This is a genomic window from Streptomyces sp. NPDC091682 (assembly GCF_044756625.1).
GTDB lineage: Bacteria > Actinomycetota > Actinomycetes > Streptomycetales > Streptomycetaceae > Streptomyces.
Genome location: NZ_JBIVTH010000005.1, coordinates 313062 through 337957, shown reverse-complemented (window position 1 = coordinate 337957; position 24896 = coordinate 313062). Strand labels below are relative to the sequence as shown.

Sequence of the window (24896 nt, the reverse complement as noted above, 5' to 3'; positions counted from 1 at the left end):
GCCGCCCCGTGCTCAGTGGTGGTACTGGTGCACGACCGCGTGACCCTTGCCGCGGCCGATCATCCACTTGTTGACCGGGGTCGTGATCACGAAGGCGGCCGCCAGCGAGATCGCCAGGACGATCCAGAACAGCGGCTCCGACAGGTGCGCGTCCATCGCGCCGGGCCACAGGGCGATCACCCCGTTGTCGATCAGCTCCATGACGGCGATCGAAAGGGTGTCCGCGGCCAGCGCCACCCGGATGGCCGTACGGAGGTCGACGCCGGCGGCGAGGATCCCGCGCAGGGTGAGGGCGTAGCCGAAGAAGAACGCGAGGGCGATCGCCAGGATCATGGTCGGAACGTTCCCCCAGCCCAGCGCGGTACCGATGACCATGCCGAGCACCTCGCCGATGGCGCATCCGGTGAGGCAGTGCAGGGTGGCCCGGGCGGCCGTGCCCCAGGTGACCGGGCCGCCGGCGCCGTGCGCGGGTGCGTGGTGCTCGTGAGCGGGCCCGTGGTCGTGGTGTCCTTCGTGCCCTTCGTGCATGTGCTCCATGACAACCCCCTCGTGGGAACGCCGGGTAGCGGTCCCGTCGACAGGACGGAACCGTATACCCCCTAGGGGTATTCCTCAAGGAGTCGGTGGATCACTGCGGGCCGCGCAACTCCTTCAGCAGCGCGACGTCCGCCGCGTGCCCCTCCTTGCCCCCGGGCGTCTCGGTGATCAGCGGGACGCCGTCCATCGCGGGGTGCGTGAACAACTCCGCGAAGGCGTCCCGGCCGATGTGCCCCTGACCGATGTTGGCGTGCCGGTCCTTGTGGGCGCCGACGCCCTCCTTGGAGTCGTTCGCGTGGACCAGCTTCAGCCGACCCTCGCCCACGGTGTCGACCAGCAGGTCCAGCATCACCTTCGTCCCGCCCGGCTCCGCCAGATCGTGACCCGCCGCGAAGATGTGGCAGGTGTCCAGGCAGATCCCCAGCTTCGGGTGGTGGTCGAGCGCCTCGAAGTAGGGCCCGAAGTCCCAGGTGCGCGAGCACAGCGAGGATCCCTGCCCGGCCGTGGACTCCAGCAGCAGGAACGGGTCGTCGTCGTGCGTCAGCTCGTCCAGCAGCGGCAGCACGTGCTCCCTGATCTGCGCGTACGCCGCCTCCCGCGGGCGCCCGCCGGTGGCCGACCCGGTGTGCACGACCACCCCGAGCGCACCGATTTCCCGGCCGCGGCGCAGCGAATGGCGCAGCGACTCCACTGACTTCTCCACGGTCGCCGCGGTGTGCGAACCGAAGTTGATCAGGTACGGGGCGTGCACGTACGCCGGGATCGACCCGTCCGCACACTCCGCCCGGAACCGTTCGTCCTGGGCCGGATTGCCGACCGGGGTGGCCCAGCCGCGCGGATTGGCGACGAAGACCTGGACGGCCTCCGCCCCCATCTCCCGGGCGTAGGTCAGGCCGACCGAGGCGAGCCCCCCGGCCACGGGGACGTGCCCGCCCACTGGATTGCGCATCACTACGGCTTACAGCCCCTTGGTCTTGATGGTGATCGTGCTGCCCTCCGGGGCGGTCTGCCCGGGCGCCACCGACTGGGTGTCGACCGTGTTGCTGAAGGAGATCAGCGGCCGGTCCACCTTCACCTTGAAGCCGGCGGCCTCCAGCGCCTTGCGGGCCGCGTCCACCTCCTGGCCGGTCACGTTCGGGACCGGTACCTGCCGGGGCCCCTTGGACACGGTCAGCGTGACCGTGTCCAAGGCCGCGGCCTGGGTGCCTGCGCCGATCGACTGGTTGGCGACCGTACCGGCCGCGAAGGGGGCGTTGACCTGCTCGGGAGCCGCCGTGACCTTGAGGCCCAGGGCCTCCAGGGCCGCTGTCGCCTGGTCGACGGGGACCCCGGTCACGCTCGGGACCGACACGGGGCGGCCCTTGCTGACGACGAGCGAGACCGCCGTGTCGGGGGCCCGCTTCTCACCGCCCGCGGGATTGGTGCTGATCACCGAACCCTGGGCGATGTCCTGGCTGAAGGCCTGCGTCACCATGCCGGGCGCCAGCCCGGACCGCGTCAGCTCGGCCGTGGCCTCCTCCAGGGGCCGGCCCTTCAGGTTGGGCACGGCCACGACCTCGGGGCCGCGGGAAATGGTGAGGGTCACCGCGTCGTTCCCGCGGATCCGCCCGCCGCCCGAAGGATCGGTCTTCATCACCGTCCCGCGGTCGAAGGCGTCGCTGAACTTCCGGTTCACCCCCTTCACGCCGAGCCCGGCCTCGGACAGCCGGGAGCGGGCCTCCGCCTCGGTCTTGCCCAGCAGGTTGGGGACCTTGGTGAACTGCCCGGAGTTGATGTACCAGACGCCGACCCCGAGCCCGAGCGCGAGCAGCACCCCCGCGATGACGAGCAGCACCCCGCGACGGGGCCGCCGCGCGGGCGCCGCCGGCCGGTGTGCGGGCGGAGCGGCCGGAGCGGGCGGCGAGGGGGGCATCTCCAGGCGGGAGGTGTGTTGTACGGGCTGCTGCGCGGCCACCGGGCGCGGGATCACCCCCGTACGGTCCTCGGCGGACGAGCGCTCCTCGGCGCGCGCCTGCGGGGGTACGGCGTCCAGCTCGGCGTCGCCGAGCAGGGCGCGGACCTCCCGGGTGAGGCCGAGCAGGGCGGCCGCGTCGTAGGGACGCAGGTCGGGATTGCGGGCGGCGGCCTGCGCGACCAGCTCGTCGAGCCCGACGGCGAGCCCCGGGACCACGGCGGACGGGGGCGGGACGTCCTCGTTCAAGTGCTGGTAGAGCACCTGCGCGGGGGTGCCGCCGGTGTGGGGCTTGGAGCCCGTGAGCATCTCGTAGAGGACGACACCGCAGGCGTAGACGTCCACGCGGGTGTCGGCGACGCCGTTCTCGATCTGCTCGGGGGCCAGGTAGGAGACGGTGCCGAGGACGGAACCGGTGGTGTTGGTCACGGAGTCGACCGACCGGACCAGCCCGAAGTCCGCGACCTTCACCCGGCCGTCATCTCCGATGAGCACGTTCTCGGGCTTCATGTCGCGGTGGACGAAGCCGGCCCGGTGCGCGGCGCCGAGGGCGGCGAGGACCGGTTCGAGGATGTCGAGGGCGGCCCGGGGCTGGAGCGCGCCGCGTTCGCGGAGCACGTCGCGCAGGGTGCAGCCGGAGACGTACTCCATGGCCAGGTACACGTACGGCCCGTCCGTGCCCTGGTCGAAGACGGCGACCACGTTCGGGTGCGAGAGCCGGGCGACGGACTTCGCCTCGCGGATGAACCGGTCGACGAAGGCGGCGTCGGCGGCGAGGGTCGGGTGCATCACCTTCAGGGCGAGCACGCGGTCCAGGCGGGTGTCGACGGCCCGGTAGACCGTGGCCATGCCGCCGGCCGCGATGCGGGCGTCGATGCGGTAGCGGCCGTCGAGCACGCGCCCGACGAGGGGGTCATCCAGGGTCGTATCCACCCGCCGATTCTACGAGCCGCCGAGCGGGCGCCGGCCGGCGGCGGCCGCCTTGCAGCGCGGCTGTGACGCTGGGCGGGGTTGTGAGCGGGGTTGCGATGCGGGGCGGGGGTATCGGTGGGCGGGGTCGGGTGGGCGGGGCGGCACCCGCTCACCGCGAAGCCCCCGCCCCCGCCCCGCCCCCGCCCCGCCGCTTCAGAACGCCGGGCGTTCCGGGTCCAGGGTGGCGCGGCCCTCCGTGGGGGAGGAGGCTTCGGCGAAGCGGCGTTGGGGGATGCGGCCCGCGCGGAAGGCGAGCCGGCCCGCCGAGACGGCGTCGCGCATGGCCGACGCCATGAGGACCGGTTCCTGTGCCCGGGTCACCGCCGAGGCGAGCATGACCGCTGCGCAGCCCAGTTCCATCGCCAGGGCCGCGTCGGAGGCCGTGCCCGCGCCCGCGTCCAAGATGACCGGGACCGATGCGCGTTCCGTGATCAGCTCGAAGTTGTGCGGGTTGCGGATGCCCATGCCGGACCCGATGGGAGACCCGAGCGGCATGATCGCCGCGCAGCCCACGTCCTCCAGCTTCCGCGCGAGCACCGGGTCGTCGTTGGTGTACGGGAGGACCGTGAAGCCCTCGTCCACCAGGATCTCGGCGGCGTCCAGCAGCTCGACGCCCTCGGGCAGGAGGGTCCGTTCGTCCGCGACCACCTCCAGCTTGATCCAGTCCGTGCCGAGCGCTTCCCGGGCCAGCCGGGCCGTGAGGACGGCCTCGCCCGCGGTGAAGCAGCCCGCCGTGTTGGGGAGGACCGAGATGCCGAGCTTGGTCAGCACGGACAGGACGGAGCCCTGGACCGTGGGGTCCAGCCGGCGCATCGCGACCGTGGTGAGTTCGGTGCCGGACGCGACGAGGGCGCGTTCCAGCACGTCCAGGCTGGGGGCCCCGCCCGTGCCCATGATCAGGCGGGAGGTGAAGGTCCGGCCGCCCAGGGTGAAGAGGTCGTCCGCCACGTCGGTCAGCCCCCCTGTACCGCGGTCAGGATCTCGACCCGGTCGCCGTCGCCCACGACGGTGGCCGGCCACTGTCCGCGCGGGACCACGGTCTCGTTGAGCGCGGCGGCGACGCCGGAGGGCGCGGCGGTCAGGGTGGCGACCACCGTGTCGAGGGTGGCGCCGGCCGCGACCTCGCGCGGCTCGCCGTTGACGGAGATGGTCATGCGTACGACTCCTGACGTGCGGCGGAGAACCGGCGGGGGGTGAAGGGGCGCGCGATCTCAGGCAGTTCGCCGGTGGCCAGCAGTTCGGCGAGGACCTCGCCGGTGAGCGGGGTCAGCAGCACCCCGTTGCGGTAGTGCCCGGTGGCCAGGTGCAGGCCGGGCAGCTCGGTCGGGCCGAGCAGCGGGGCGTTGTCGGGGGATCCGGGGCGCAGCCCCGCCCGGGTCTCGGTGAGCGGGAGTTCGGTGATGCCGGGGACCAGTTCGTGGGCGTCGCGCAGGAGTTCGTAGACCCCGCCCGCGGTGACGGTGGTGTCCCAGCCGAGTTCCTCGCTGGTGGCACCGATGACGAGCTCGCCGTTCTCGCGCGGCACCAGGTAGACGTGGCTGCCGCGGACGACGGCCCGTACGGTCCGCGACAGGAACGGCGCGTACGCCGCCGGCACCGTGAGCCTCAGGACCTGTCCCTTGACCGGCCGTACGGGGGCCACGACCTCCGTCGGTACGCCCGCCAGCCGGCCGGTGAACGAGCCGGCGGCGAGGACCACCTGGTCGGCGAGCAGTTCCGTGCCGTCGTCGAGGAGGGCACCGGTCGCCCGGTCGGTGGTGGTGAGGAGCCGTTCCGCGCCGGCCCGGTGGAGGGTCACGCCGGCGCGTTCGCAGGCGGCCAGCAGGGCGGCCGCGAGCCGGCGGGGGTCGACCTGGTGGTCGCCGTCGACGCGCAGGCCGCCGCGTACGCCCGGGGCGAGCATGGGCTCCAGGCGGCGGCACTCGCGGCCGGTGAGCCACTCGGACTCCAGGCCGCAGCGGCGCTGCAGGGCGTGCAGTTCGCGCAGGTGGAGGCGGTCGTCGGCGTCGAGGGCGACGGCGAGGGTGCCACAGGCGCGGTAGCCGATGTCCATGCCGCCGCTGGCTTCGGCGAGCTCGGCGGCGAACTGCGGATAGCGCGCGGCGGAGGCGAGGCCGAGCCCCAGCAGGGCTTCCTCGCCGTAGTGCAGTTCGGTGACGGGGGCGAGCATGCCGGCCGCGACCTGGGCGGCGCCGCCGCCGGGTGCGGGGTCGACGAGTACGGTGCGCAGTCCGCGCGCGGCGGCCCGCCAGGCGGTGACCAGGCCGATGATTCCGCCCCCGATGACGAGGACGTCGGATCCCTTCCGAGGTGTTCGGGATGCGTGCATGGGCGTCCAGCCCCTCCCTTCGCCGGCATGATCCGGATCAGGTTCGTACGGTCGGAGGCCGGCCAGCCTCCCTCTCAGCCCGGTGCGCCGGACTCCCGCGATAGGTACGGTGGCCAGACTAACCCGGCGGTGGATGGCGAGTAAGGCGGCACCTATTCCTGACGGAGCGTCAGATGATTAGGGTGGCGGCGTGAGCGAGCAGACGGAACAGAATCAGCGCGGCGTCGTGATCGTCGGCGCCGGAATGGCCGGGGTGCAGACCGCCGTGGCCCTGCGCGAACAGGGCTTCACCGGCCCCGTGACCCTGCTGGGAGCCGAACCCCACCAGCCCTACGACCGGCCCCCGCTGTCCAAGGCGGTCCTCCTCGGCAAGGCCGAGGACTCCGCCTTCGACGTGGACTTCGAGGGCCTCGACATCGACCTCAGGCTCGGCGTCGAGGTCACCGGACTGCGCGCCGCCGTCCACGAGCTGGACACCGGGGCGGGACCGGTCCCCTACGGGATCCTCGTCCTGGCGACCGGCGCGCAGCCGCTCACCCTTCCCGGGACCGAAGGCGTCCCGGGCGTCCACCTGCTGCGCACCCTGGACGACGCGGCCCGGCTGCGCCCGGTGCTGGCCGCCTCGCCCCGGGCCGTGGTCGTCGGGGCGGGCTGGATCGGCGCCGAGTTCGCCACGGCCGCCCGGGAGGCGGGCTGCGAGGTCACCGTGGTCGAGGCGGCGGACCGGGTGCTGGCGGGGGCGCTGCCCGCCGAAGTCACCGAGCCGATGGCGCGCTGGTACCGGGAGGCGGGCGCGGAGCTGATCACCGGGGCGAAGGTCGCCGGGATCGAGGAGGGGCGGGTCCTGCTGGCGGACGGGCGGATCCTGCCCGCCGGCGCGGTGGTGGTGGGCATCGGCGCCCGCCCCGCCACCGGATGGCTGGCCGGGACCGGCGTGGACCTCGGCCCCGACGGCTCGGTCACCGCCGACGCGTACCTGCGGACCTCGCTGCCCGGGGTGTACGCGGTCGGCGACTGCGCCTCCTTCCCGTCCGGGCGGTACGGGACGCGGCTGCTCGTACACCACTGGGACAACGCGCTCCAGGGGCCGAAGGCGGTCGCGGCGAACATCCTGGCCGGGGAGCCGGCCCAGGTCTACGACCCGGTGCCGTACTTCTGGTCGGAGCAGTTCGGACGCTTCGTGCAGTACGCCGGACACCACGGCGGGGCCGACTCCCTGCTCCTGCGCGGGGACCCGGCCGGACCCGCCTGGTCGGTGTGCTGGCTGCGCGACGGGGCGCTGGTCGCCGTCCTGGCCGTGGGTCGTCCGCGCGACCTGGCGCAGGGCCGCCGCCTGATCGAGGCGGCGGTCCCGCTGGACCCCGCCAAGGTCTCCGACCCCGGCACCCCGCTGAAATCGGCCACGGCCTGACGGGCGGGGTGCGGGGGGTGCGGGTGCCGCCGCGCGGAGCCCGTCCCCGCCCCGCCCCTTCTCCGCTTCCCGGGCTCCGCCCGGACCCGGTCCTCAATCGCCGGACGGGCTGAAATGCGGCCCCGCCGGCGTTCGGGGCGCGGGGTCCGGAGCGGAGCCCCGGCACGGACCGCGACCCGGACGGGGCTGCTCAGGTACCGGCGGCCGAGTCGAGATGGCAGGCTTGTCTCCGTGACCGAGATTGACGCAAAGATCGATGCCCTTGTCCCCTCATGGCTGTACCTCCCCGACATCGCGGAGATGCTGAACATCGAGGTGACCCGGGTCCGCCAGATGGTCAAGGAAGGGCAGCTCATCGCCGTCCGCCGCGGCGAGAACCGCTCCTTGCAGGTTCCGGCCCCCTTCATCGACGGCGACAAGGTCGTCAAGGGCCTGGTCGGCCTGCTGACCGTGCTGCGCGACGACCGTTTCACCGAGGAGGAGATCCTGGAATGGCTCTTCACCGAGGATCCGACCCTGCCCGGCACCCCCGTGCAGGCGCTGAGCGAGAATCGCGGCACGGAGGTGAAGCGCCGCGCTCAGGCGCTCGCCCTCTGACCTGATCGCCTTCGCTTCACAGCGGTGTGCGGGCCCACGGCCGCGGCCCGGCCCGTACACCGCCTCCACCACGGGGGGTACACCCATGCAGCTGTCCGACGCCCGGCTCTACCTCTGCACGGACGCCCGCAAGCGCCAGGGTGACCTCCCCGAGTTCCTCGACGCCGTCCTGTCCTCGGGCGTGGACATCGTCCAGCTCCGCGACAAGGGCATGGAGGCGGGGGAGGAACTCGAACACCTCCAGGTCTTCGCCGAAGCCGCCCGCCGTCACGGCAAGCTGCTCGCCGTGAACGACCGCGCCGACGTCGCCCACGCCATCGGCTCCGACGTCCTGCACCTCGGGCAGGGCGACATCCCCGTCCCCGCGGCCCGCGCCGTCCTCGGCGAGAAGGTGCTGATCGGCCGGTCCTGCCACGCCGAGGGCGAGGTCGACGCGGCCGTCGCCGAAGCCGGCGTGGACTACTTCTGCACCGGCCCCTGCTGGCCCACCCCCACCAAGCCCGGCCGCCACGCCCCGGGCCTGGACCTGGTCCGCTACGCGGCCTCCCTGGAGCAGGACCGCCCCTGGTTCGCCATCGGCGGCATCGACGCCACGAACCTGGACGAGGTGCTGGACGCCGGCGCCACCCGCATCGTGGTCGTCCGCGCCCTCACCGAGGCCACCGACCCCGGTGCGGCCGCTGCGGAGCTCGCCAAGCGGGTCCGGGCCCGCCTCGGCTGAGTCCGGCCCGCCCGGACCACGGGCGGTCGCGTTACCCCGTACGGACGCTTTCCGGCCGGAGCCAGACCCTCAAGTGTCCAAAAACGTGTCCAAAACGTGGACAAGGCTTCGGTGTCCGCCGGGCCGCGTCTAACCTGCCCCCATGGCCTCTGGTACCGCTTCCACCTGGTCGGATCGCGCACACACGGTCCGCGACCTCCTCGCATCCGGGCGCTCGTACTCCTTCGAGTTCTGGGCCCCGAAGACGGAGAAGGGCGAACGCAACCTCTGGAACGCCCTGCGCCGGGTCGAAGCGGTATCCCCCAGCTTCGTTTCCGTGACCTACGGAGCCGGTGGCTCCACCCGCGGTGGCACCGTCAAGGCCACTCAGGAGATCGCCGCGGACACCACCCTCACCCCGGTCGCGCACCTGACCGCCGTGGACCACTCGGTCGCCGAGCTGCGCCACGTCATCGGCCAGTTCGCCGACGCCGGGATCCGCAACATGCTCGCCCTGCGCGGCGACCCGCCGGGCGACCCGATGGCCGAGTGGGTGGCCCACCCGGAGGGCGTGCACTACGCGGCCGACCTGGTGCGGCTGCTCAAGGAGTCCGGGGACTTCTGCGTCGGTGTCGCGGCCTTCCCCGAGATGCACCCCCGCTCGACGGACTGGGACACGGACATCCGGCACTTCGTGGACAAGTGCCGCGCGGGCGCCGACTACGCGATCACCCAAATGTTCTTCGATCCGGAGAATTATCTGCGCCTGCGCGACAGCGCCGAGAAGGCGGGCTGCGACACCCCGATCATCCCCGAGGTCATGCCTGTTGTGGGCATCAAGCAGCTCGACCGACTGCCCCAGCTCAGCACCGCGGTCTTCCCCGCGGACGTGAAAGAGCGCATGCTCGCCGTCAAGGACGACCCGGCCGCTGTACGCTCCATTGGCATCGAGTTCGCCACGGAGTTCTGCGCGCGACTGCTGTCCGAGGGTGTCCCGGGACTGCACTTCATCACGCTCAACAACTCCACGGCGACTCTCGAAATCTACGAGAACCTGGGCCTGCACCAGCGGGCCTGAGCGGCCGTCCCCGTTCCCGCGCCGGCGGCCGTACCGAGAGGGGCCACGCATGGGAATGACGGTCCTCTACATCGCGTTCGGATTCGTCGCGCTGTGGCTGCTTGCCGAGGTCCTGATGCAGTACAAGGCCCGGCTCCGCTGGCGCCTGCTCGCCTTCGCCGGCTTCCTCGGCGTGGTCGCCGGGGTCATACTGCCGTCGGTGCCGGTGATCGGCGCCGGCGCATTGGCGTTCGCCGTGGGCCAGACCCTGGTGACGCTGTCCTTCCGCAAGGGCTTCGTCGCCGGCTGGGCGCTGCGCCGCGGCGGGCGGCCCGAACGGCAGCCCGAACGGCAGCCCGCCGGACGCCGCCGGGCCGCGGGCACCAAGCAGGAACCGGCCCTCAGGGTCTCCGCGCTGCAGTACGAGGACGCCGACGGGGCCGGTGCCCGGGACGGAGCCGCGGAGGAGCGGTCGTTCCGGGACGCGCCCCCGGCGGTCTACAGCCCGGAGCCGGTGCCCGAGGAATCCGGGTCCTACGGGATACAGAGTCTCGCGCCGGAGGTCGACCAGACGGCGGCCTTCGCCTCGCCGTTCACCACGGCCGAGCAGGACGCCCACCAGTACGCGGCGTACTACGACCAGCAGAACCAGGGCGGCTACGACTACTCGGGCGGCTACCCGACGGGCGACCAGCAGCAGGTCTACGCCGCCTACTCGGACCCGTACATCGGCATCGGCGGCGGCATGGCCCCGCCCCAGCCGTACGACTACACCCCGTACGCCGACTACGGGCAGCAGCAGTACTCCACGGACACCCCGCCCGGCGGGGTCTGGGTCCCGCAGCAACGGTCCACCGACGGGGCCGGCCAGGCGTACCCGACGGAGGGCCAGGGCGAGCCGCCGCAGCAGTACCCGTACCCGCAGCAGGGCGGGTACGAGCAGTACCGCTACTGACGGCTCACTGGGAGCCGCGGAACTCCGCGCCCTTCACGATCAGTCCGGCCACCAGGGCCCCGGTCATCCCGGCGTGCGCCAGCCCGCCGCCGGGGTGGGCCCAGCCGCCCGCCAGGTACAGCCCGGGCACGGCCGTGGTGTTGGCCGGCTGGAGCAGTCGGCCCCCGGCCCCCGCGAGGGCGGGCGGGGGCACCGCGCCGCCCAGCGCCCCCGTCGCCGCCTCGATGTCGGCCGGGGTCCGCACCTCCTGCCACAACAGCCGCTCCCGCAGCCCCTGTACGGCCTTCTCCGTGAGGTTCAGCAGCTCGGCGGGGTCCGAGGTCCCGGGCCCGGGCACGGCGCTCACGGTGACCGCCTCGTGCTCCTCGTCGGGCCGGGTGGCCGGATCGTCGGGGCGCATGACGGTGACCTGCGCCCCGGAGGCGTGGACCAGGGTGCGGTGCACGGCGGTGGCCGGGCGGGAGCCGCGCAGCGCGAGCAGGAGCGTGATCCGCCCCGGTACGCCGTCCCCGCGGGCGGGGACCGCCTCCGGCGGCCACGGCAGCGAACCGGCCGGCAGCTGCCGGGGGTCGATCCCGCACACGACGGTGTCGGCGGCCGCCTCACTGCCGTCGGCCAGCCGCAGACCGGCCGCCCGGCCGTCCGTGACCAGGACCTCCCGGACCTCCGCCCCGAAGACGAAGGCGACCTTGCGCTCCAAGCAGCGCTCGTAGACGGCGGTGGCCAGGGCCCGCATCCCGCCGCGGACGTACCAGCTGCCGAAGGTCTGCTCCATGTACGGGAGCACGGCCGCCGAGGCGGGGGCGGTGGCGGGGTCGATCCCGTACCCGCGCACCAGGCCGGTCAGCAGCTCCGCGAGGGCGCCGCCCAGCTCCCGCTCGGCCACCTCGGCGAGGGTCGGCGTACGGCGGCGCAGCAGGCCGCTCCGGCGCAGGGCCGGGTACGGGTCGCCGCCCAGGCCCTGCCGGGCGCCGGGCCGCAGCGGCTCTTCCAGCAGCGGGCGCCGGGTGGCGTCCCAGGCGTCGCGGGCGCGGCCCAGGACGGCGTTCCAGCGCTCGCCCGCGCCCGGGCCGAAGGCGGATTCCAGGGCGGCGGCGACCCCGCCGTGGGAGGCGCCGGGGAGGGTGACGTCGATGCCGTGCTGGGGGAGGACGTGCCGGACGGCCGGGTCCACCTGGACCATGTCGACGCAGGCCTCCAGCGGCCGCTTGCCAGTCTTCACGAAGAGGTCGCGGTAGACGGCCGGCAGGTGCAGCAGCCCGGGCCCGGTGTCGAAGGCGAAGCCCTCGCGCTCGTACCGGCCCACGGCTCCGCCGTAGGTCGTCCCGCGTTCGTACACCGTCACCTGGTGCCCCGCCACGGCCAGCCGGGCCGCCGTGGCCATCGCGCCCATGCCGGCGCCGATCACTGCAATGCGTGCCATGCGGCCGAGCCTATCGACCCTCCCGGTGACCCCCTGGCGACCCCCTGGTCAGCGGGGTGGGGCCCCGGTGGTCTCGCGGGGCCCGGCGGCCAGCCGCTTCTCCTCGCGGCGCTGGGCACGACGGCGCAGGAAGCGGCGGATCCGGCTCCACAAGAAGACCAGTATCGCCAGCCCGACGGCCAGCAGCACGGCAGCGATGATCGCGGCGGCCCCCGGATGGAACATCGCGAAGGTGACGAGCCCGGCCACGCCGAGGTCCTCGGCGATGCTCATTCCCACGTGGTGAAGGGCTCGGGCGAGGTGTTGATCGCCATCCGGGTGCCGGCCTTGACGAAATGGCTGGCCAGCGCCGTGGTGCCGCCGACCGCGGCGGCGGTGACCTCGGGGAGCGAACCGGTCTGCCCGGCCAGCAGAGCACCGATCACCGCGCCGGACACCGGGCGGATCACGGTATGGACGGTGTCCCATATCGAGTCCATGTACGGGACCTTGTCCGCGATCGCCTCGCACAGGAACAGCACCGCCGCGACGACCAGCACGTCCGTGCGCTGCAGGGCGGCGGGGACCTCGTCGGTCAGGCCGATGCGGCCGAAGATGCCGAGCAGGAGGACCACGGCGTAAGCATTGATCCCACTGGCCCAGCCGCTGGTGAAGACCAGGGGGAGCACACTCATCGGATCATCATGCCGTACGAGGATGCAGAAAAGTGAGGGGACGGCCACGCCGCGGCCATCCCCTCACCCACGTTGTGCGGGGCTACTGCCCCTGCTCGTCACGGCGGCGCTGCCACCGTTCCTCGATGCGGGTCATCATCGACCGACGCTGTCGGTTCCGGCCGTGGGCCTGACCGCCAGTACTTCCGGAGACGGGCTGCTCGCCAGGCTTGGGTGCCTTGCGCCAACCGGTGACCACCAGGACCGTACACCCCAGCATGACGAGGAAACCCACCACGCTGATCCAGAGCACGTTCGGAATGATCACACCGGTCATGAGGAGCGCGATACCCACCACAATGCCTGCGACTGCCTGGTAGACCCGTCGCCGGGTGTACGTACGCAGTCCGCTTCCCTCAAGCGCTGTCGCGAACTTGGGATCTTCGGCGTACAGCGCTCGCTCCATCTGCTCGAGCATTCGCTGCTCGTGCTCCGAGAGCGGCACGGGAGTCCTCCTCATCCGTCGGTCGCGGGGGTAGCGACCAGGGGTCCCCTTCAGGATAGGCGGGGAATCGCCCCCGTGACACCCGCCCTCTACGCCACGTTCCAATTGGACACGGCCCAGAAATGGTGCAGCCGGTTAAAAGCGCTGCGTGAAAACCGTACCGCCGCGGGGGCGGTCACTGAGGCCCTTATTCCCCAATGGTCCATCCACCATGCCGGTCTTGCACCTGATCATACGGGGCCGGCCGGCGGATCGGAGGGTGTGTGGCCGACTCTGCGCAGAAGTGCGCAGTTCAGGCTTGCTTCTCACCCAGGACGTGTAGCTGTGTGGCGACCGCGTGGAAGGCGGGCAGCTCGGCCGCGGCCTCCTCCAGGCGCAGCAGGGCCTCCACGGCGCCGGGCTCGGTGTCCACCAGGACCCCGGGCACGAGGTCGGCGAAGATCCGCACGCCGTGCACCGCGCCGACCGCGAGGCCGGCGCCGCCGACCAGCTCGGAGAGCTGCTCGGCGGTGAAGCGGCGCGGTACCGGGTCGCCGGAGCCCCAGCGGCCGGCCGGGTCGGTGAGGGCGGTGCGGGCCTCCGTGAAGTGCCCGGCCAGGGCGCGGGCCAGCACGGCCCCGCCGAGACCGGCGGCCAGCAGGCTGAGCGTGCCGCCGGCCCGCAGCGCGGCGACCGTGTTGGCCACGCCCTCCGCGGGGTCGTCCACGTACTCCAGCACGCCGTGGCAGAGCACCACGTCGTAGGCGTCCTGCTCGACGACGTCCAACAGGCCCTGCGCGTCGCCCTGGACGCCGCGCACGAGGTCGGCGACACCGGCCTCGGTCACCCGGCGCTCCAGCCCGAACAGCGCGTTCGGGCTGGGGTCCACCACGGTGACCCGGTGGCCCAGGCGGGCCACCGGCACGGCGAACTTGCCGGTGCCGCCACCGGTGTCGAGCACGTCCAGGACATCCCGACCGGTCGCCTTCACCCGGCGGTCGAGCGCCTCCTTGAGGACCTCCCACACCACGGCGGTGCGGAGGGAGGCACGGGGGCGGGATGTGTCCGACACGGCTGATGGCTCCTCGGCGCGGTAAAGGGTGAGCGGTCCTGGCCCACCCTATTGCCTTCCGCCGCCGGGCAGCTCATCCCGCGTCCGGATGCTCCGGACGTGGTTGCGGCAGGGTCTTCTCCAGCGGCTGGGGCGTCGCCCGGACGGTGAGCATCCGCTCCACCAGGCGAAGGAACATCGACGCCGCCCGTACCAGATCGTCCGCGTCCCGGCAGGTCGCCGCGTCCGCTATCCCCGCCTCGGCCCTGGCCCGGCGCGCGGCGCCGGAGGCGAAGAGAGCGCTCCACTCGGCCAGCTCCGGCGCTATCTCGGGCAGCACCTCCCACGCGCTGCGGATCCGGGGCCGCCGTCGCGGGTTCACCGGTTCGGGCCGGGCGCGCGCGGCGAGCACGGCCGCGGCGGTGCGCAGCGCGGCGAGGTGGGCGGTGGCGTAGCGCTCGTTGGGACGGGTCAGCCGGGCGGCCTCGGCCAGACCGCCGTGCGCCTTGGCGAGCAGGTCGAGGGCGGCCGGTGGGGCCGTCGACTTGCGCAGGACGGGGTGGACAGGGGACGGGGACGGTGTGGCCATGACGAACCTCCTGTCGATGCGTTGCCCCCATCGTGACGGGCCCCACTGACAATTGCGCTGACCTGCGCTTTTACGGTCACGAACCGGGCAACTACCCCCTGCTGCGCACCTGGTGCGAAGAAGGATGCTAGTTTTTGAACTGACCGGTCAGTTCAAAAAGAAGGGGGACGGCGTGGACAGCCCGCACGGCGCGGCCGTCAAGGCCGAGGACTTCGGACTCAAGGGCCCGCGCGGCTGGGCCTTCCAGGGGATCGGCATCGACGCGGCCCCAGGCTCGCTCATCGCGGTCGAAGGCCCCTCCGGCAGCGGTCGCACCTGCCTGCTCCTCGCCCTCACCGGGCGGATGAAGCCCACCCGGGGGCACGCCGAGGTCGGCGGCCACCGGCTGCCGAAGCGGATGACGGCGGTCCGCCGGATCGCCGCACTCGGCCCGGTCTCCGGGGTCAACGAGCTCGACCAGGCCCTCACCGTCGCGGAACAGCTGCGCGAGGGCGCCCTGCTCCAGCGCCACTACGGTGCTCCGGTCCGCGCCATGTTGCGGCCCCGGGCCGAGCGGCGCGCGGCCGCCGAGACACGGATCGCCTCCGCGCTGGAGGCCGCCGGACTGGACCTCGCCACGCTGCCCAAGGGTGGCCGGACCTCCGTACGGGACCTGGAACGCCTGGAGTCCGTTCGCCTGTCCGTGGCCATCGCGCTGCTGGGCTCCCCGGGGCTGCTGGCCCTCGACGACCTCGACCTCAAGCTGTCGGACACGGAACGTGCCGAGGCCTGGGACCTGCTCCGCTCGGTCGCCGCCCGCGGGATCACCGTCCTCGCGGTGTGCAGCGAGGCACCCGCCGACGCGGTCGTCCTGCGGACCTCCCCAAAGGAGCCGACCGCGCCGACCGCGCCGACCGCGCCGACCGCGCCGACCGCGCCGGAGGTGCCGGAGGTGCCGGCCGTCACGGAGGGCGCCGCCGACACCGGCAGCTCCACCGGGGACGACGGCAAGAACGACACCGAGAACGCCCCGGCGAACGACACCGAGAACGACGACACGAAGGGGGCGGACGATGCGCTCGCCGAAGCTGGCCGCGCTTGAGCTGAAGCGGTTCGGGCGGGGGAAGCTGCCCCGGGCCGCTCTCGTCGCGCTGCTCCTGCTGCCGCTGCTCTACGGGGCCCTGTACCTGTGGTCCTTCTGGGACCCGTACAAGCGGCTCGACCAGGTGCCCGTCGCCATCGTCAACTCCGACAAGGGCACGACCGTCGACGGCAAGCGCCTCGACGTCGGCACCGAGATCGCCGAGAAGCTGCACGCCAGCAAGAAGTCCTTCGACTGGCGCTACGCGAGTGCCGATGAGGCGGCCGAGGGCCTGGAGGACGGTACGTACTACCTGACCCTGACCCTGCCCGAGGACTTCAGCGCGAAGATCGCCTCCAGCTCCGGCGAGGACCCCACCACCGGGGCGCTCCAGGTCCGTACGAACGACGCCAACAACTACATCGTCGGCTCGATCTCGCGCTCCGTCTTCGCCGAGGTCCGCTCCGCGGCGTCCGCCAACGCCTCCCGCGGCTTCCTCGACAAGATCTTCGTCAACTTCTCCGACCTGCACGACAAGACCGCCGAGGCGGCCGACGGCGCCGACAAGCTGAAGGACGGCGCGGGCAAGGCCCAGGAGGGAGCCAAGGAGCTCGCCGACGGCCTCGACACCGCGCAGGAGAAGTCCGGCGAGCTGAACAGCGGTCTGCAGAAGCTGAACACGGCGGCCGGCAAGCTGGAGACCGGTTCCAAGGACATCGCGGACGGCACCCAGGCGTTGGCCAACAAGGTCAACGGGGCCGCGGACAAGGCCCGTCCCTTCGTCAAGGACCCCAAGAACCTGGCCGACACCGCCGAACTGGTCGCCGACAGCGCGAAGGTCGTCCGCAACCACCTCGACAAGTTCGTCGAGAAGGCCCCGGCCGCCGCCGCTGCCGCCAAGAAGGCGGCCACCATCGCCAACACCTACTACACCAAGCAGTGCGTGACCCCCGGCGGCGAACCGCACGTGGCCTCCTGCACCGACCTGAAGGCGGTCCGGGACAGCACGGCCGAGGCCGCCGAGCTCAGCGGGGACGTCAGCGTCCTGGCCAAGAACTCCAGCGGTGACGTCGCCAAGCTCCGCACCGAGCTCACCGACCTGGAGAACCAGGCCCGCAAGCTCGTCGACAAGGCCCCGCTGCTCGCGGGTGACCTCGACGCGGCCGTCGCCAAGGTCAACGCCCTCAACGACGGTGCCCACAAGGTGTCCGCCGGCATGGCCCAGCTGCACACCGGCATCGGCACCGCCACCACCGGCTCCGGCGCCCTCACCGACGGCGTCGGCAAGCTCGGCGACGGCGCCCACCAGCTCGACGGCGGCATGTACAAGCTCGTCGACGGCACCGGCGAGCTCGCCGGCGGCCTGCACGAGGGGGCCGGGAAGATCCCCGACTACGACCAGCAGCAGCGCGACCAGCGCACCCAGGTCATGGCCGACCCGATCCAGCTCGCCAACCAGTCCCTGCACAAGGCGCCCAACTACGGCACCGGCTTCGCCCCCTACTTCATCCCGCTCTCCCTCTGGGTCGGCGCGATGGTCGCCTACATGCTGATCGCCCCGCTGAACCGGCGGGCCCTGGCCGCCGGTGCCTCGCCCTGGCGGGTCGCCCTCGCCGGTTGGCTGCCCGTGGCGGGCCTCGGCACGGCGCAGGTGGCCCTGCTGATGTCCGTACTGCACTGGGCGCCCGGCCTCGGCCTGAAGATGGCCCACCCGGCCCTCACCATCGGCTTCCTGATCCTGGTCACCGGCTGCTTCGCAGCGATCGTCCAGTGGCTGAACGCCAAGTTCGGCGCCGCAGGCCGCATCCTGGTGCTGGCCGTCCTGATGCTCCAGCTGACCTCGGCGGGCGGCACCTACCCCGTCCAGACCAGCCCGGACTTCTTCAACTGGATCCACCCGTACCTGCCGATGTCCTACATCGTCGAGAGCCTGCGCCGCCTCATCACCGGTGGTGACCTCGCCCCGGTCTGGCAGGGCGGCGCGGCACTGCTGGCCTTCACCGCCGGCGCCCTGGCCCTCACCGCGCTCGCCGCCCGCGGCAAGCAGGTGTGGACGATGGACCGACTGCACCCAGAACTGAGCTTGTAGGGACGTGTTGACCTGTGACAATCAGCGCCATGGAAAGCAGCAACACCGGTACGGGCACGGGCGGGGGCCGTCGTGCGATCACCCGGCAGAAGCTCTACGAAGCGGCCGTCACCCTGATCGCCGAGCAGGGCTTCTCCGCGACCACGGTCGATGAGATCGCCGAGCGGGCGGGCGTCGCGAAGGGCACCGTCTACTACAACTTCGCCAGCAAGAACGAGCTCTTCGAGGAGCTGCTGCGGCACGGCGTCGGCCTGCTGACGGCCTCCCTGCGGACCGCGGCGGAGGAGACGGAGGCCCGCGGCGGCAGCCGTGTCGAGGCGCTCGACGCCATGATCCGCGCCGGACTCGTCTTCATCGACCGGTACCCGGCCTTCACCCAGCTGTACGTCGCCGAGCTGTGGCGCACCAACCGCGCGTGGCAGTCCACGCTGATGGTGGTCCGTCAGGAGGCGGTGGCCGTCGTGGAGAAGGTGCTGCGCGAGGGCGTCGAACGCGGTGAGCTGAGCGCCGAGATCGACGTGCCGCTCACGGCGGCCGCGATGGTCGGGATGGTGCTGGTGGCCGCCCTGGACTGGCAGTCCTTCCAGAGCGAGCGGTCCCTGGACGACGTGCACTCGGCGCTGTCGCTGCTGCTGCGGGGCCGGGTCAGCGGCAACCGCTGAATCCCCGCGCGGCACCACCCCCCAGTCGGCGGTGCCGCGCGGGCGCGCCGCCCCGTAGAACTGGTGGGGCCGGCCGCGACGGCTGAGTATCCGTACCTAGGCGCGGAAATGAGTACGTGCGCGGATGGGCTCCCACCTGCGCGGACGCCAGACTGGGAGCAACGGACAGGAGACCCGGTCCGCACCGCCGACACGGGGCTGCGGAGCGGACCGGGTGCCTCCTACCGTGACCGGGACGGGGGACGACGGGGGATCGGCGACCCGGTGAAGCGATGCGTGAAGCGGCGGGGCTCGGGGGGATCGAGCCTCGCCGTTTCGCGTCCGCGGGTCCGGGGGATCGTGCGGTGGCCCGCGGCGCGTGGGCGGGCCTCAGCTGGCCGGGCGGGCCTCACCTCGCAGGGCGGGCCTCACATGGCCGAGCGGGCGAGGTCGAGCAGGCCCGCGCGCATCCGCTGTTCGCCGAGCTCCGGCAGGAGTGCGGCGACGTGCTCGGCCGCCAGGGCGGCGAGCAGGGCGTGGGCGGCGTGGTCGGGGTCGGGTGCGGTGGAGAGCAGGATCGCCACGTGCCGGTGCCAGAACCGGTAGGCCCCGATCCTGTACCGGGCTCCGGGAGCGGCGGTCTCCGACATCCGGACCAGTGCCAGGTGCTCCAGCAGGTAGTCGAAGTAGGCGTCGACGAAAGCGGCCAGGCGCTCGTCGGCCGGGGCCCCGGGGCCGAGCGGGGGCGGCCCGGACAGGACCGCCTCCTGCAGTACGCGCTCGCGGGCGTCCAGTAGCGCGGTGGCGAGCCCCGACTTGTCGCCGAACCGGCGGAACAGGGTGCCCTTGCCGACTCCGGCGGCCGCGGCCACCTGGTCCATGGACACCGTCTCGACGCCCTGTTCGGCGAACAGCCTGGCGGCCGCCTCCAGTACTGCGGCCCGGTTCCGGGCGGCGTCCGCACGCTCCTTGGGCGGCGGTGTCCGCAGGAGTTCCAGCGGCACTAGCGAACCGGACCGCAGTCCGTTACTGTCGTGAGCCATAAGTGGACTGTAGTCCGATTCCTTTGGAGGCAGTGGCATGACCGTACTCATCACACGCGACGAACTGGCGGCGGCGATCGAGGGCGGCGCCGTGACCGTCGTCGACACGCTCGGCGGCGAATACTACGCGCGGCAGCACCTGCCCGGCGCCCTGGCGCTGGCCCCGGTCGACGTCGACGCCCAGGCGCCCACCGTGCTCCCCGACCGCGACGCCGCCATCGTCACCTACTGCTCCAACCCCGCGTGCCCCAACAGCGGACAGGTCGCCGACCGGCTCACCGCCCTCGGCTACACCGACGTCCGCAAGTACCGCGAGGGCATCCAGGACTGGGTCGAGGCCGGCCTCCCCACCGAAACCGCCTGACGTCCCTCCCCGGGGCGAAGACTCCCCACGGAGTCTTCGCCCTGCCGCTCCGGGCCCCGCTCAGCCGCGGCCCCTCAGCGGGAGCCGGAGGCGGGCGACGGTCAGGCGGGCGGCGGTCAGGCGGGCCGACACCGCCGAGGTGACCGCGGACCAACGGGCCGAGAGGGCCCAGGAAATGCGGGCCGCCGAGCGCGGCAGCAGCAGGGCCCGCAGCCGGGGAAGCCGGTCCGCGGACGCCAGCAGGCCCGTACGGGCCAGCAGTACGTCGTCCGCCAACTCCGGGTACGACACCTCCGCGCCGGGGGGCGCGTACAGGGTCCGTTCCACCGCACCGGCGACCCGGTGCACGGCCGCCGCGGGTTCCGGCTCCAGACGGCCCAGGTCCACGATCCGGCTCGCCGTCCGGCGCGGGGACAGCGCCCCGTCCGGAACCACACCCGCGTCCCAGGCGGTGTCGCCCAGTTCCCGCCAGGCCGTCAGGACCTCCCCGGTCGCCAGGCGCCGGGCCCGCAGCCGGGTCCGCCACAGCAGCGGGAGCAGGGGCAGGCCCAGCACCGCCGCCGCGAGCGCCACCCAGCCGAGGACCGTCGTCACCGACGGCCCGCCGCCGTCACCCGACTTCTGCGCGGGCGCCGCGGTGTCGCACTCGCCGAGCTTCTTCAGGGCCGGCGGGCACTCGGGGGTCGCCGTGGGTGCCGTCGACGGGGCCGCCGAGCTCTGCGAGGGTAGCGGCGCCGGCGCCGACGGCTGGGTGGCCGGCGTTTGCGCCCGGGAGTAGTCCGGAACGTTGATGCCGGAACGGGGCGTGGGCTCGAACCGGGTCCAGCCCACACCCTCGAAGTACAGCTCGGGCCAGGCGTGCGCGTCGCGCATCGACACGTTCACGTTGCCATCCGACTGCTTCTCGCCGGGCGTGAAGCCCACCGCGACGCGGGCCGGGATGCCCAGCGAGCGGGACATCGCCGCCATCGAGAAGGCGAAGTGGACGCAGAAGCCCTCCTTGTCGTCGAGGAACCGGGCGACCGCCTGCGGACCCGTGCCCGACGCCGTCCTCGTGTTGTAGCGGAACCCGCCGTTCACAGCGAAGTAGTCCTGCAGCTTCACGGCCCGCGTGTAGTCGTCCTTCGCCCCCTGCGTCACCTGACGGGCCCGCTCGGCGACCACCGGCGGCAGGTTGTCCGGGAGCTTCGTGTACTCCTGGCGGATCGCCGGGTCGGGCTCCGGGGCCTTCTGGAGCTGCTGGGCCGTCGGCTTCAGCAGCAGGCTGCGCACCATGTACTGGGCGCCCTGGACGTTCTGGAAGCGGTCCCGGCCCAGCTGGTCGCCGACCAGGGTCCGGCCGACCGGCTCGAACCGCCACTTGCCGCCGATGTTCACCGACGTCGCCGGATACGGCATGGGGAGGTAGCGCTGCGTGTAGTAGTCCGCCGCCGTGATGTTGGTGGTGACCTCGACCGCGGTGCCGCTGACCGGCGCGCGGAGCCCCGGCGGTGCCGGCAGCTCCTCCGGTACGTCGATCAGGGCCCGCCCGGAGGCCTCCCACTTGACGCCGTTGAACTCGTCCAGGGCCAGGATCCGCAGGTACTGGTCGCCCTGCTGCGGGCTGTTCGTCCGGTACTTGAGGATCACGCGGTTGTCCTGCGCGTTCAGGTTGCTCTGCAAGGAGACCAGCGGGTTGACCGCCGAGATCGTTCCGCCCGCACCGCCGCCGCTCTCCTCGTCCTCCTGCGTGCCGCCCAGCAGCCCGCCGCCGAGCGAGGGCAGCACGGCCGGCACCGCCAGCGCCAGGCCCAGGGTCACCGCACCGATCCGCCGCCCGAACTTCACGGGCGCCGTCGCCTGCCCGCCCGCCCCGTTGCCGAGGCCGGAGTCGGCGGCCCCCCGGCGCGGGGACGCGCCGAAGACGCGGCCCCACTGGGCGAGCCGGTCACGGCCCTCGGACAGCAGCAGCACCAGGTAGCCGGAGCCCGCGAGCAGGAAGGAGAACCAGGAGGCGTCACCGCCGCCCGCGAGCCCCGAGGCCACCGAGTACAGCGCCAGCAGCGGCAGCCCGGCCGCGGCGGCCGTGCGCAGGGTCACCGCCAGCGTGTCCACCAGCAGCCCGATCAGCAGCACGCCGGACACCAACAGCAGTTTGATGCCGTCCGTCAGCGGAGCCGGGATCGCGAACTCGCCCACGTCCCTGATGCCCTGACCGAACAGCGCGCCGAAGTCCGTCACCAGGTAGGCCAGCGGCCCGTCCCCGTGGGACTCGCCCTTGCCGGCGTAGAGGAACGCGAGCACCAGCAGCGACACCAGCGCCTGTGCGGCGACGGTCAGCGTCCGTGCCAGCGGCACCCGCCGGGCGCCGGCGCCCACCGCGCTCTGCACGGCGAGCAGCAGCGCCGCCTGGAGCAGCCAGGCCTGTGAGTCCACCAGCGGGTTCAGCGACCACGAGGTGAGCAGCGTCGCCAGTGCTGCGAACAGCGTCAGTTTCGCCCGCCCGCTCATTCCCGACCTCCGGAGGTTCCCGTACCGGCGCGCGCGGTCCCGGCCTGGCGCCACAGTTCGCCGAAGGCGACCCCGGGCGGAGCGGCCAGTGCCGTCCAGCCCGCGTCGCGCAGCCTGCGCAGCCGCTCCTCCAGCGGGGGCACGGCGTGCCCCGGAGCGGGCTGTCCGCCCCAGCTCGCGGAGTCCAGTACGAAGGCCACCGCGCCCGAGGTGCGCTGGCGCATCTGGGCGGCCAGTTCCGTCTGTACGTCGTCCAGGTCGCCGAAGAAGGCGATGAGGAGCCCGTCACCGCCGGCTCCGCCGAAGCCGCCGCTGCCACCGGAGCGCACCGCGTCGTAGGCGCGGGAGAGCCCGGCGCCGTCGGAGTGTCCGACGACCGCGAGGGTGTCCATCATCAGCCCGGCGGCCTCCGCGGACTCCTGCCCGCCGGAGGAGAATCCGCCGCCGCCCTCACCGGGCACCGAGCTGCCGGTGTCGGTGAGCAGCCGTGTGGAGAAGCCCTGTTCCAGGACGTGCACCAGGCTGGAGGCGGCGGCCGAGACGGCCCACTCGAAGGCGGAGTCGGGGCCGGCGCCGTCGAAGGCCAGGCGCCGGGTGTCCAGCAGGACGGTGGCCCGGCTGCGCTGCGGTTGCTCCTCGCGGCGGACCATCAGCTCGCCGTAGCGGGCGGTCGAGCGCCAGTGCACCCGGCGCAGGTCGTCGCCGCGCCGGTAGCCGCGGGGGATCACGTCGTCGTCGCCGGCCAGCGCGAGGGAGCGGCGGCTGCCGTCGCCGTAGCCGTTGGACTCGCCGGCCAGGCGGACGGGCGGGAGGGGCTCGGTGCGCGGGATGACGGTGAGGGTGTCGTAGGTGCTGAAGGAGCGGGTCAGCTCGACCAGTCCGAAGGGGTCGGACAGGCGCAGCTGGAGCGGGCCGAGCGGATAGCGGCCGCGCAGGTCGGAGCGGACCCGGTAGGACACCTCGCGGCGGCCGCCGGGCTCGACCCGGTCCAGGACGAACCGCGGGCGCGGGCCCAGGACGTAGGGCACCCGGTCCTGGAGCATCAGCAGGCCGGTGGGCAGTCGGGAGACGTTGTCCATGCGCAGCTGTACGCGGGCCTCGCCGCCCGCGGGGACCCGCCCCGGGCTGAGCCGGCGGCTGCCGGAGACCCGGAAGCGGGTGCGGTGGAGGGCGTAGACGCAGATCAGCGGCAGGAGGGCGAGCAGCATGCCGACCCGCAGCAGTTCGCCCTGGCCCAGGACGTACGCACAGGCGGCGGCGGCTATCCCGGCGGCCAGGAACGAGCGGCCGCGGGTGGTCAGCCCGGACAGCGACGCGCGCAGTCCGCCGCCGTCCCCCGGGCCGCCGGCGCCGCGCGGGGCACCGGCGCTCATCAGAAGCTCCGGGTGCCCGCGCCGGGCGGCATCTCGCCGCGGGCGTGCGCGGCCGGGACGGGAGTGCGCTGCAGGATCTCGCCGATGACCTGCTCGGCGGTGCGGCGGTTGAGCTGGGCCTGCGCGGTGGGCAGCAGCCGGTGCGCGAGGACCGGGGCGGCCAGGGCCTGGACGTCGTCGGGCAGGGCGTAGTCCCGGCCGGCGAGCGCGGCGGAGGCCTTCACGGCGCGCAGCAGGTGCAGGGTGGCCCGCGGCGACGCACCGAGCCGCAGGTCGGGGTGGGTGCGGGTGGCGGAGACCAGGTCGACGACGTAGCGCCGGACGGGCTCGGCCACGTACACCTCGCGGACCGCTTCGATCAGCTTGACGATCTCGTGGGCGTGCGCGACGGACGTCAGGTCGTCGAGCGGGGAGACCCCGCCGTGCACGTCGAGCATCTGGAGCTCGGCCTCGGGGCTGGGGTAGCCGACGGAGACGCGGGCCATGAAGCGGTCGCGCTGGGCCTCGGGCAGCGGGTACGTGCCCTCCATCTCTACCGGGTTCTGGGTGGCGACGACCATGAAGGGGCTGGGCAGCGTGTAGGTCGTGCCGTCGATGGTGACCTGGCGCTCCTCCATCGACTCCAGCAGCGCGGACTGGGTCTTCGGCGAGGCGCGGTTGATCTCGTCCCCGATGACGATCTGCGCGAAGATCGCGCCCGGCTTGAACTCGAACTCGCGGCGCTGCTGGTCGTAGATGCTGACGCCGGTGATGTCGGAGGGCAGCAGGTCCGGCGTGAACTGGATGCGCTGGACCGAGCAGTCGATGGACTTGGCGAGCGTCTTGGCGAGCATCGTCTTGCCGACGCCGGGCACGTCCTCGATCAGCAGGTGCCCCTCGGCGAGGAGCACGGTCAGCGCGAGGCGGACGACCTCGGGCTTGCCTTCGATCACGCTCTCGACCGACTGGCGCACCCGCTCCACCGTGCTGGTCAGATCCGCGAGGCTCGCTCGGTCGTCGTACGTCGTCACCTTGGTTCTCCTCGGCCCATTTCCAGGGCCGACGCCCTTGGCGCTTGAACCGGCCCACCCCGAAACACGGACACCGGTCCCGGGGGATCCCGGGAGGTGCCATCCCGCATTCTTGAC

At 73.0% G+C, this 24896-nt stretch carries 23 protein-coding genes, 1 pseudogene and 1 riboswitch; of the genes and pseudogenes, 9 read left to right on the top strand and 15 right to left on the bottom strand.

What is annotated here, in order from left to right:
• Window positions 1-12: 12 nt before the first annotated feature.
• From ACIQK6_RS14645 to thiO, 6 genes are all read right to left on the bottom strand, one after another.
• Window positions 13-537: a DUF4396 domain-containing protein gene (locus ACIQK6_RS14645; RefSeq protein ID WP_402694906.1), complete on the bottom strand. Its 525-nt coding sequence runs from the start codon at window positions 535-537 to the stop codon at window positions 13-15.
• 91 nt (window positions 538-628) lie between these two features.
• Window positions 629-1486: a deoxyribonuclease IV gene (locus ACIQK6_RS14640; protein WP_329102854.1), complete on the bottom strand. Its 858-nt coding sequence runs from the start codon at window positions 1484-1486 to the stop codon at window positions 629-631.
• A gap of 9 nt (window positions 1487-1495) precedes the next feature.
• A complete protein-coding gene (pknB, locus tag ACIQK6_RS14635; protein WP_402694905.1) occupies window positions 1496-3421 on the bottom strand; it encodes a Stk1 family PASTA domain-containing Ser/Thr kinase in 1926 nt (641 codons plus the stop codon).
• A gap of 192 nt (window positions 3422-3613) precedes the next feature.
• Entirely contained in the window at window positions 3614-4408 is a 795-nt protein-coding gene (locus ACIQK6_RS14630; RefSeq protein WP_402694904.1) for a thiazole synthase, read from the bottom strand.
• 5 nt (window positions 4409-4413) lie between these two features.
• The gene (gene thiS / locus ACIQK6_RS14625) at window positions 4414-4614 is read right to left on the bottom strand and encodes a sulfur carrier protein ThiS (RefSeq protein WP_329102859.1); all 201 of its coding nucleotides are present in this window, start codon (window positions 4612-4614) and stop codon (window positions 4414-4416) included.
• On the bottom strand, window positions 4611-5789 hold the full coding sequence (gene thiO / locus ACIQK6_RS14620; protein ID WP_329102861.1) for a glycine oxidase ThiO: 1179 nt from the start codon (window positions 5787-5789) through the stop codon (window positions 4611-4613). Before thiO ends, thiS begins: the two co-directional genes overlap by 4 nt.
• Window positions 5787-5898, bottom strand: a riboswitch (TPP riboswitch). It overlaps the preceding gene by 3 nt.
• 81 nt (window positions 5899-5979) lie before the next feature.
• Here thiO and ACIQK6_RS14615 point away from each other — a divergent pair.
• From ACIQK6_RS14615 to ACIQK6_RS14595, 5 genes are all read left to right on the top strand, one after another.
• A complete protein-coding gene (locus tag ACIQK6_RS14615; RefSeq protein ID WP_402694903.1) occupies window positions 5980-7200 on the top strand; it encodes an NAD(P)/FAD-dependent oxidoreductase in 1221 nt (406 codons plus the stop codon).
• A 231-nt stretch (window positions 7201-7431) separates the two neighbouring features.
• Entirely contained in the window at window positions 7432-7797 is a 366-nt protein-coding gene (locus tag ACIQK6_RS14610; protein WP_030724382.1) for an Rv2175c family DNA-binding protein, read from the top strand.
• Window positions 7798-7882: 85 nt separating this feature from the next.
• Window positions 7883-8518 (top strand): thiamine phosphate synthase, encoded by a 636-nt coding sequence (thiE, locus tag ACIQK6_RS14605; RefSeq protein ID WP_329102865.1) that lies wholly within the window; start codon window positions 7883-7885, stop codon window positions 8516-8518.
• A 142-nt stretch (window positions 8519-8660) separates the two neighbouring features.
• Complete coding sequence (gene metF, locus ACIQK6_RS14600) at window positions 8661-9575, top strand: methylenetetrahydrofolate reductase [NAD(P)H] (protein WP_329102868.1); 915 nt, start codon at window positions 8661-8663, stop codon at window positions 9573-9575.
• 49 nt (window positions 9576-9624) lie between these two features.
• Window positions 9625-10509 (top strand): hypothetical protein, encoded by an 885-nt coding sequence (locus tag ACIQK6_RS14595; protein WP_329102870.1) that lies wholly within the window; start codon window positions 9625-9627, stop codon window positions 10507-10509.
• 4 nt (window positions 10510-10513) lie between these two features.
• Here the strand turns inward: ACIQK6_RS14595 and ACIQK6_RS14590 are convergent, their stop codons facing one another.
• The 5 genes and pseudogenes from ACIQK6_RS14590 to ACIQK6_RS14570 all read right to left on the bottom strand — a co-directional run bounded on the left by ACIQK6_RS14590 (window position 10514) and on the right by ACIQK6_RS14570 (window position 14709).
• The gene (locus tag ACIQK6_RS14590; protein ID WP_402694902.1) at window positions 10514-11932 is read right to left on the bottom strand and encodes a phytoene desaturase family protein; all 1419 of its coding nucleotides are present in this window, start codon (window positions 11930-11932) and stop codon (window positions 10514-10516) included.
• A pseudogene (locus tag ACIQK6_RS14585) lies at window positions 11914-12606 on the bottom strand (DUF4126 domain-containing protein). The gene ACIQK6_RS14590 and the pseudogene ACIQK6_RS14585 overlap by 19 nt, the downstream one beginning before the upstream one ends.
• Before the next feature lie 82 nt (window positions 12607-12688).
• Complete coding sequence (locus tag ACIQK6_RS14580) at window positions 12689-13090, bottom strand: DUF3040 domain-containing protein (protein ID WP_329102876.1); 402 nt, start codon at window positions 13088-13090, stop codon at window positions 12689-12691.
• Between the two features lie 292 nt (window positions 13091-13382).
• On the bottom strand, window positions 13383-14141 hold the full coding sequence (locus ACIQK6_RS14575) for a methyltransferase (RefSeq protein WP_402694901.1): 759 nt from the start codon (window positions 14139-14141) through the stop codon (window positions 13383-13385).
• Window positions 14142-14214: 73 nt separating this feature from the next.
• Window positions 14215-14709, bottom strand: a complete 495-nt coding sequence (locus ACIQK6_RS14570) for an SAV_6107 family HEPN domain-containing protein (protein WP_402694900.1) — start codon at window positions 14707-14709, stop codon at window positions 14215-14217.
• A gap of 172 nt (window positions 14710-14881) precedes the next feature.
• On the opposite strand from ACIQK6_RS14570, the gene ACIQK6_RS14565 reads away from it, so the two are divergent.
• From ACIQK6_RS14565 to ACIQK6_RS14555, 3 genes are read left to right on the top strand one after another with little or no spacing between them, the layout of a single operon-like run.
• Window positions 14882-15790, top strand: a complete 909-nt coding sequence (locus tag ACIQK6_RS14565; RefSeq protein WP_402694899.1) for an ATP-binding cassette domain-containing protein — start codon at window positions 14882-14884, stop codon at window positions 15788-15790.
• Window positions 15762-17858, top strand: coding sequence for a YhgE/Pip family protein (locus ACIQK6_RS14560; RefSeq protein WP_402694898.1), 2097 nt, complete (start codon window positions 15762-15764; stop codon window positions 17856-17858). The genes ACIQK6_RS14565 and ACIQK6_RS14560 overlap by 29 nt, the downstream gene beginning before the upstream one ends.
• Window positions 17859-17887: 29 nt before the next feature.
• Window positions 17888-18520, top strand: coding sequence for a TetR/AcrR family transcriptional regulator (locus ACIQK6_RS14555; protein ID WP_329102884.1), 633 nt, complete (start codon window positions 17888-17890; stop codon window positions 18518-18520).
• 407 nt (window positions 18521-18927) lie between these two features.
• Here ACIQK6_RS14555 and ACIQK6_RS14550 read toward each other — a convergent pair whose 3' ends face one another.
• A complete protein-coding gene (locus tag ACIQK6_RS14550) occupies window positions 18928-19542 on the bottom strand; it encodes a helix-turn-helix domain-containing protein (protein WP_329102887.1) in 615 nt (204 codons plus the stop codon).
• Between the two features lie 37 nt (window positions 19543-19579).
• Between ACIQK6_RS14550 and ACIQK6_RS14545 the strand changes: the two genes are divergently transcribed.
• Window positions 19580-19906 (top strand): rhodanese-like domain-containing protein, encoded by a 327-nt coding sequence (locus ACIQK6_RS14545; protein ID WP_329102889.1) that lies wholly within the window; start codon window positions 19580-19582, stop codon window positions 19904-19906.
• Between the two features lie 60 nt (window positions 19907-19966).
• On the opposite strand, the gene ACIQK6_RS14540 is transcribed toward ACIQK6_RS14545, so the two are convergent.
• From ACIQK6_RS14540 to ACIQK6_RS14530, 3 genes are read right to left on the bottom strand one after another with little or no spacing between them, the layout of a single operon-like run.
• Window positions 19967-22396, bottom strand: a complete 2430-nt coding sequence (locus ACIQK6_RS14540; protein WP_329102890.1) for a DUF3488 and transglutaminase-like domain-containing protein — start codon at window positions 22394-22396, stop codon at window positions 19967-19969.
• Window positions 22393-23769: a DUF58 domain-containing protein gene (locus tag ACIQK6_RS14535; protein ID WP_402694897.1), complete on the bottom strand. Its 1377-nt coding sequence runs from the start codon at window positions 23767-23769 to the stop codon at window positions 22393-22395. Before ACIQK6_RS14535 ends, ACIQK6_RS14540 begins: the two co-directional genes overlap by 4 nt.
• On the bottom strand, window positions 23769-24779 hold the full coding sequence (locus tag ACIQK6_RS14530; RefSeq protein ID WP_329102893.1) for a MoxR family ATPase: 1011 nt from the start codon (window positions 24777-24779) through the stop codon (window positions 23769-23771). The genes ACIQK6_RS14535 and ACIQK6_RS14530 overlap by 1 nt, the downstream gene beginning before the upstream one ends.
• Window positions 24780-24896 lie beyond the last annotated feature (117 nt).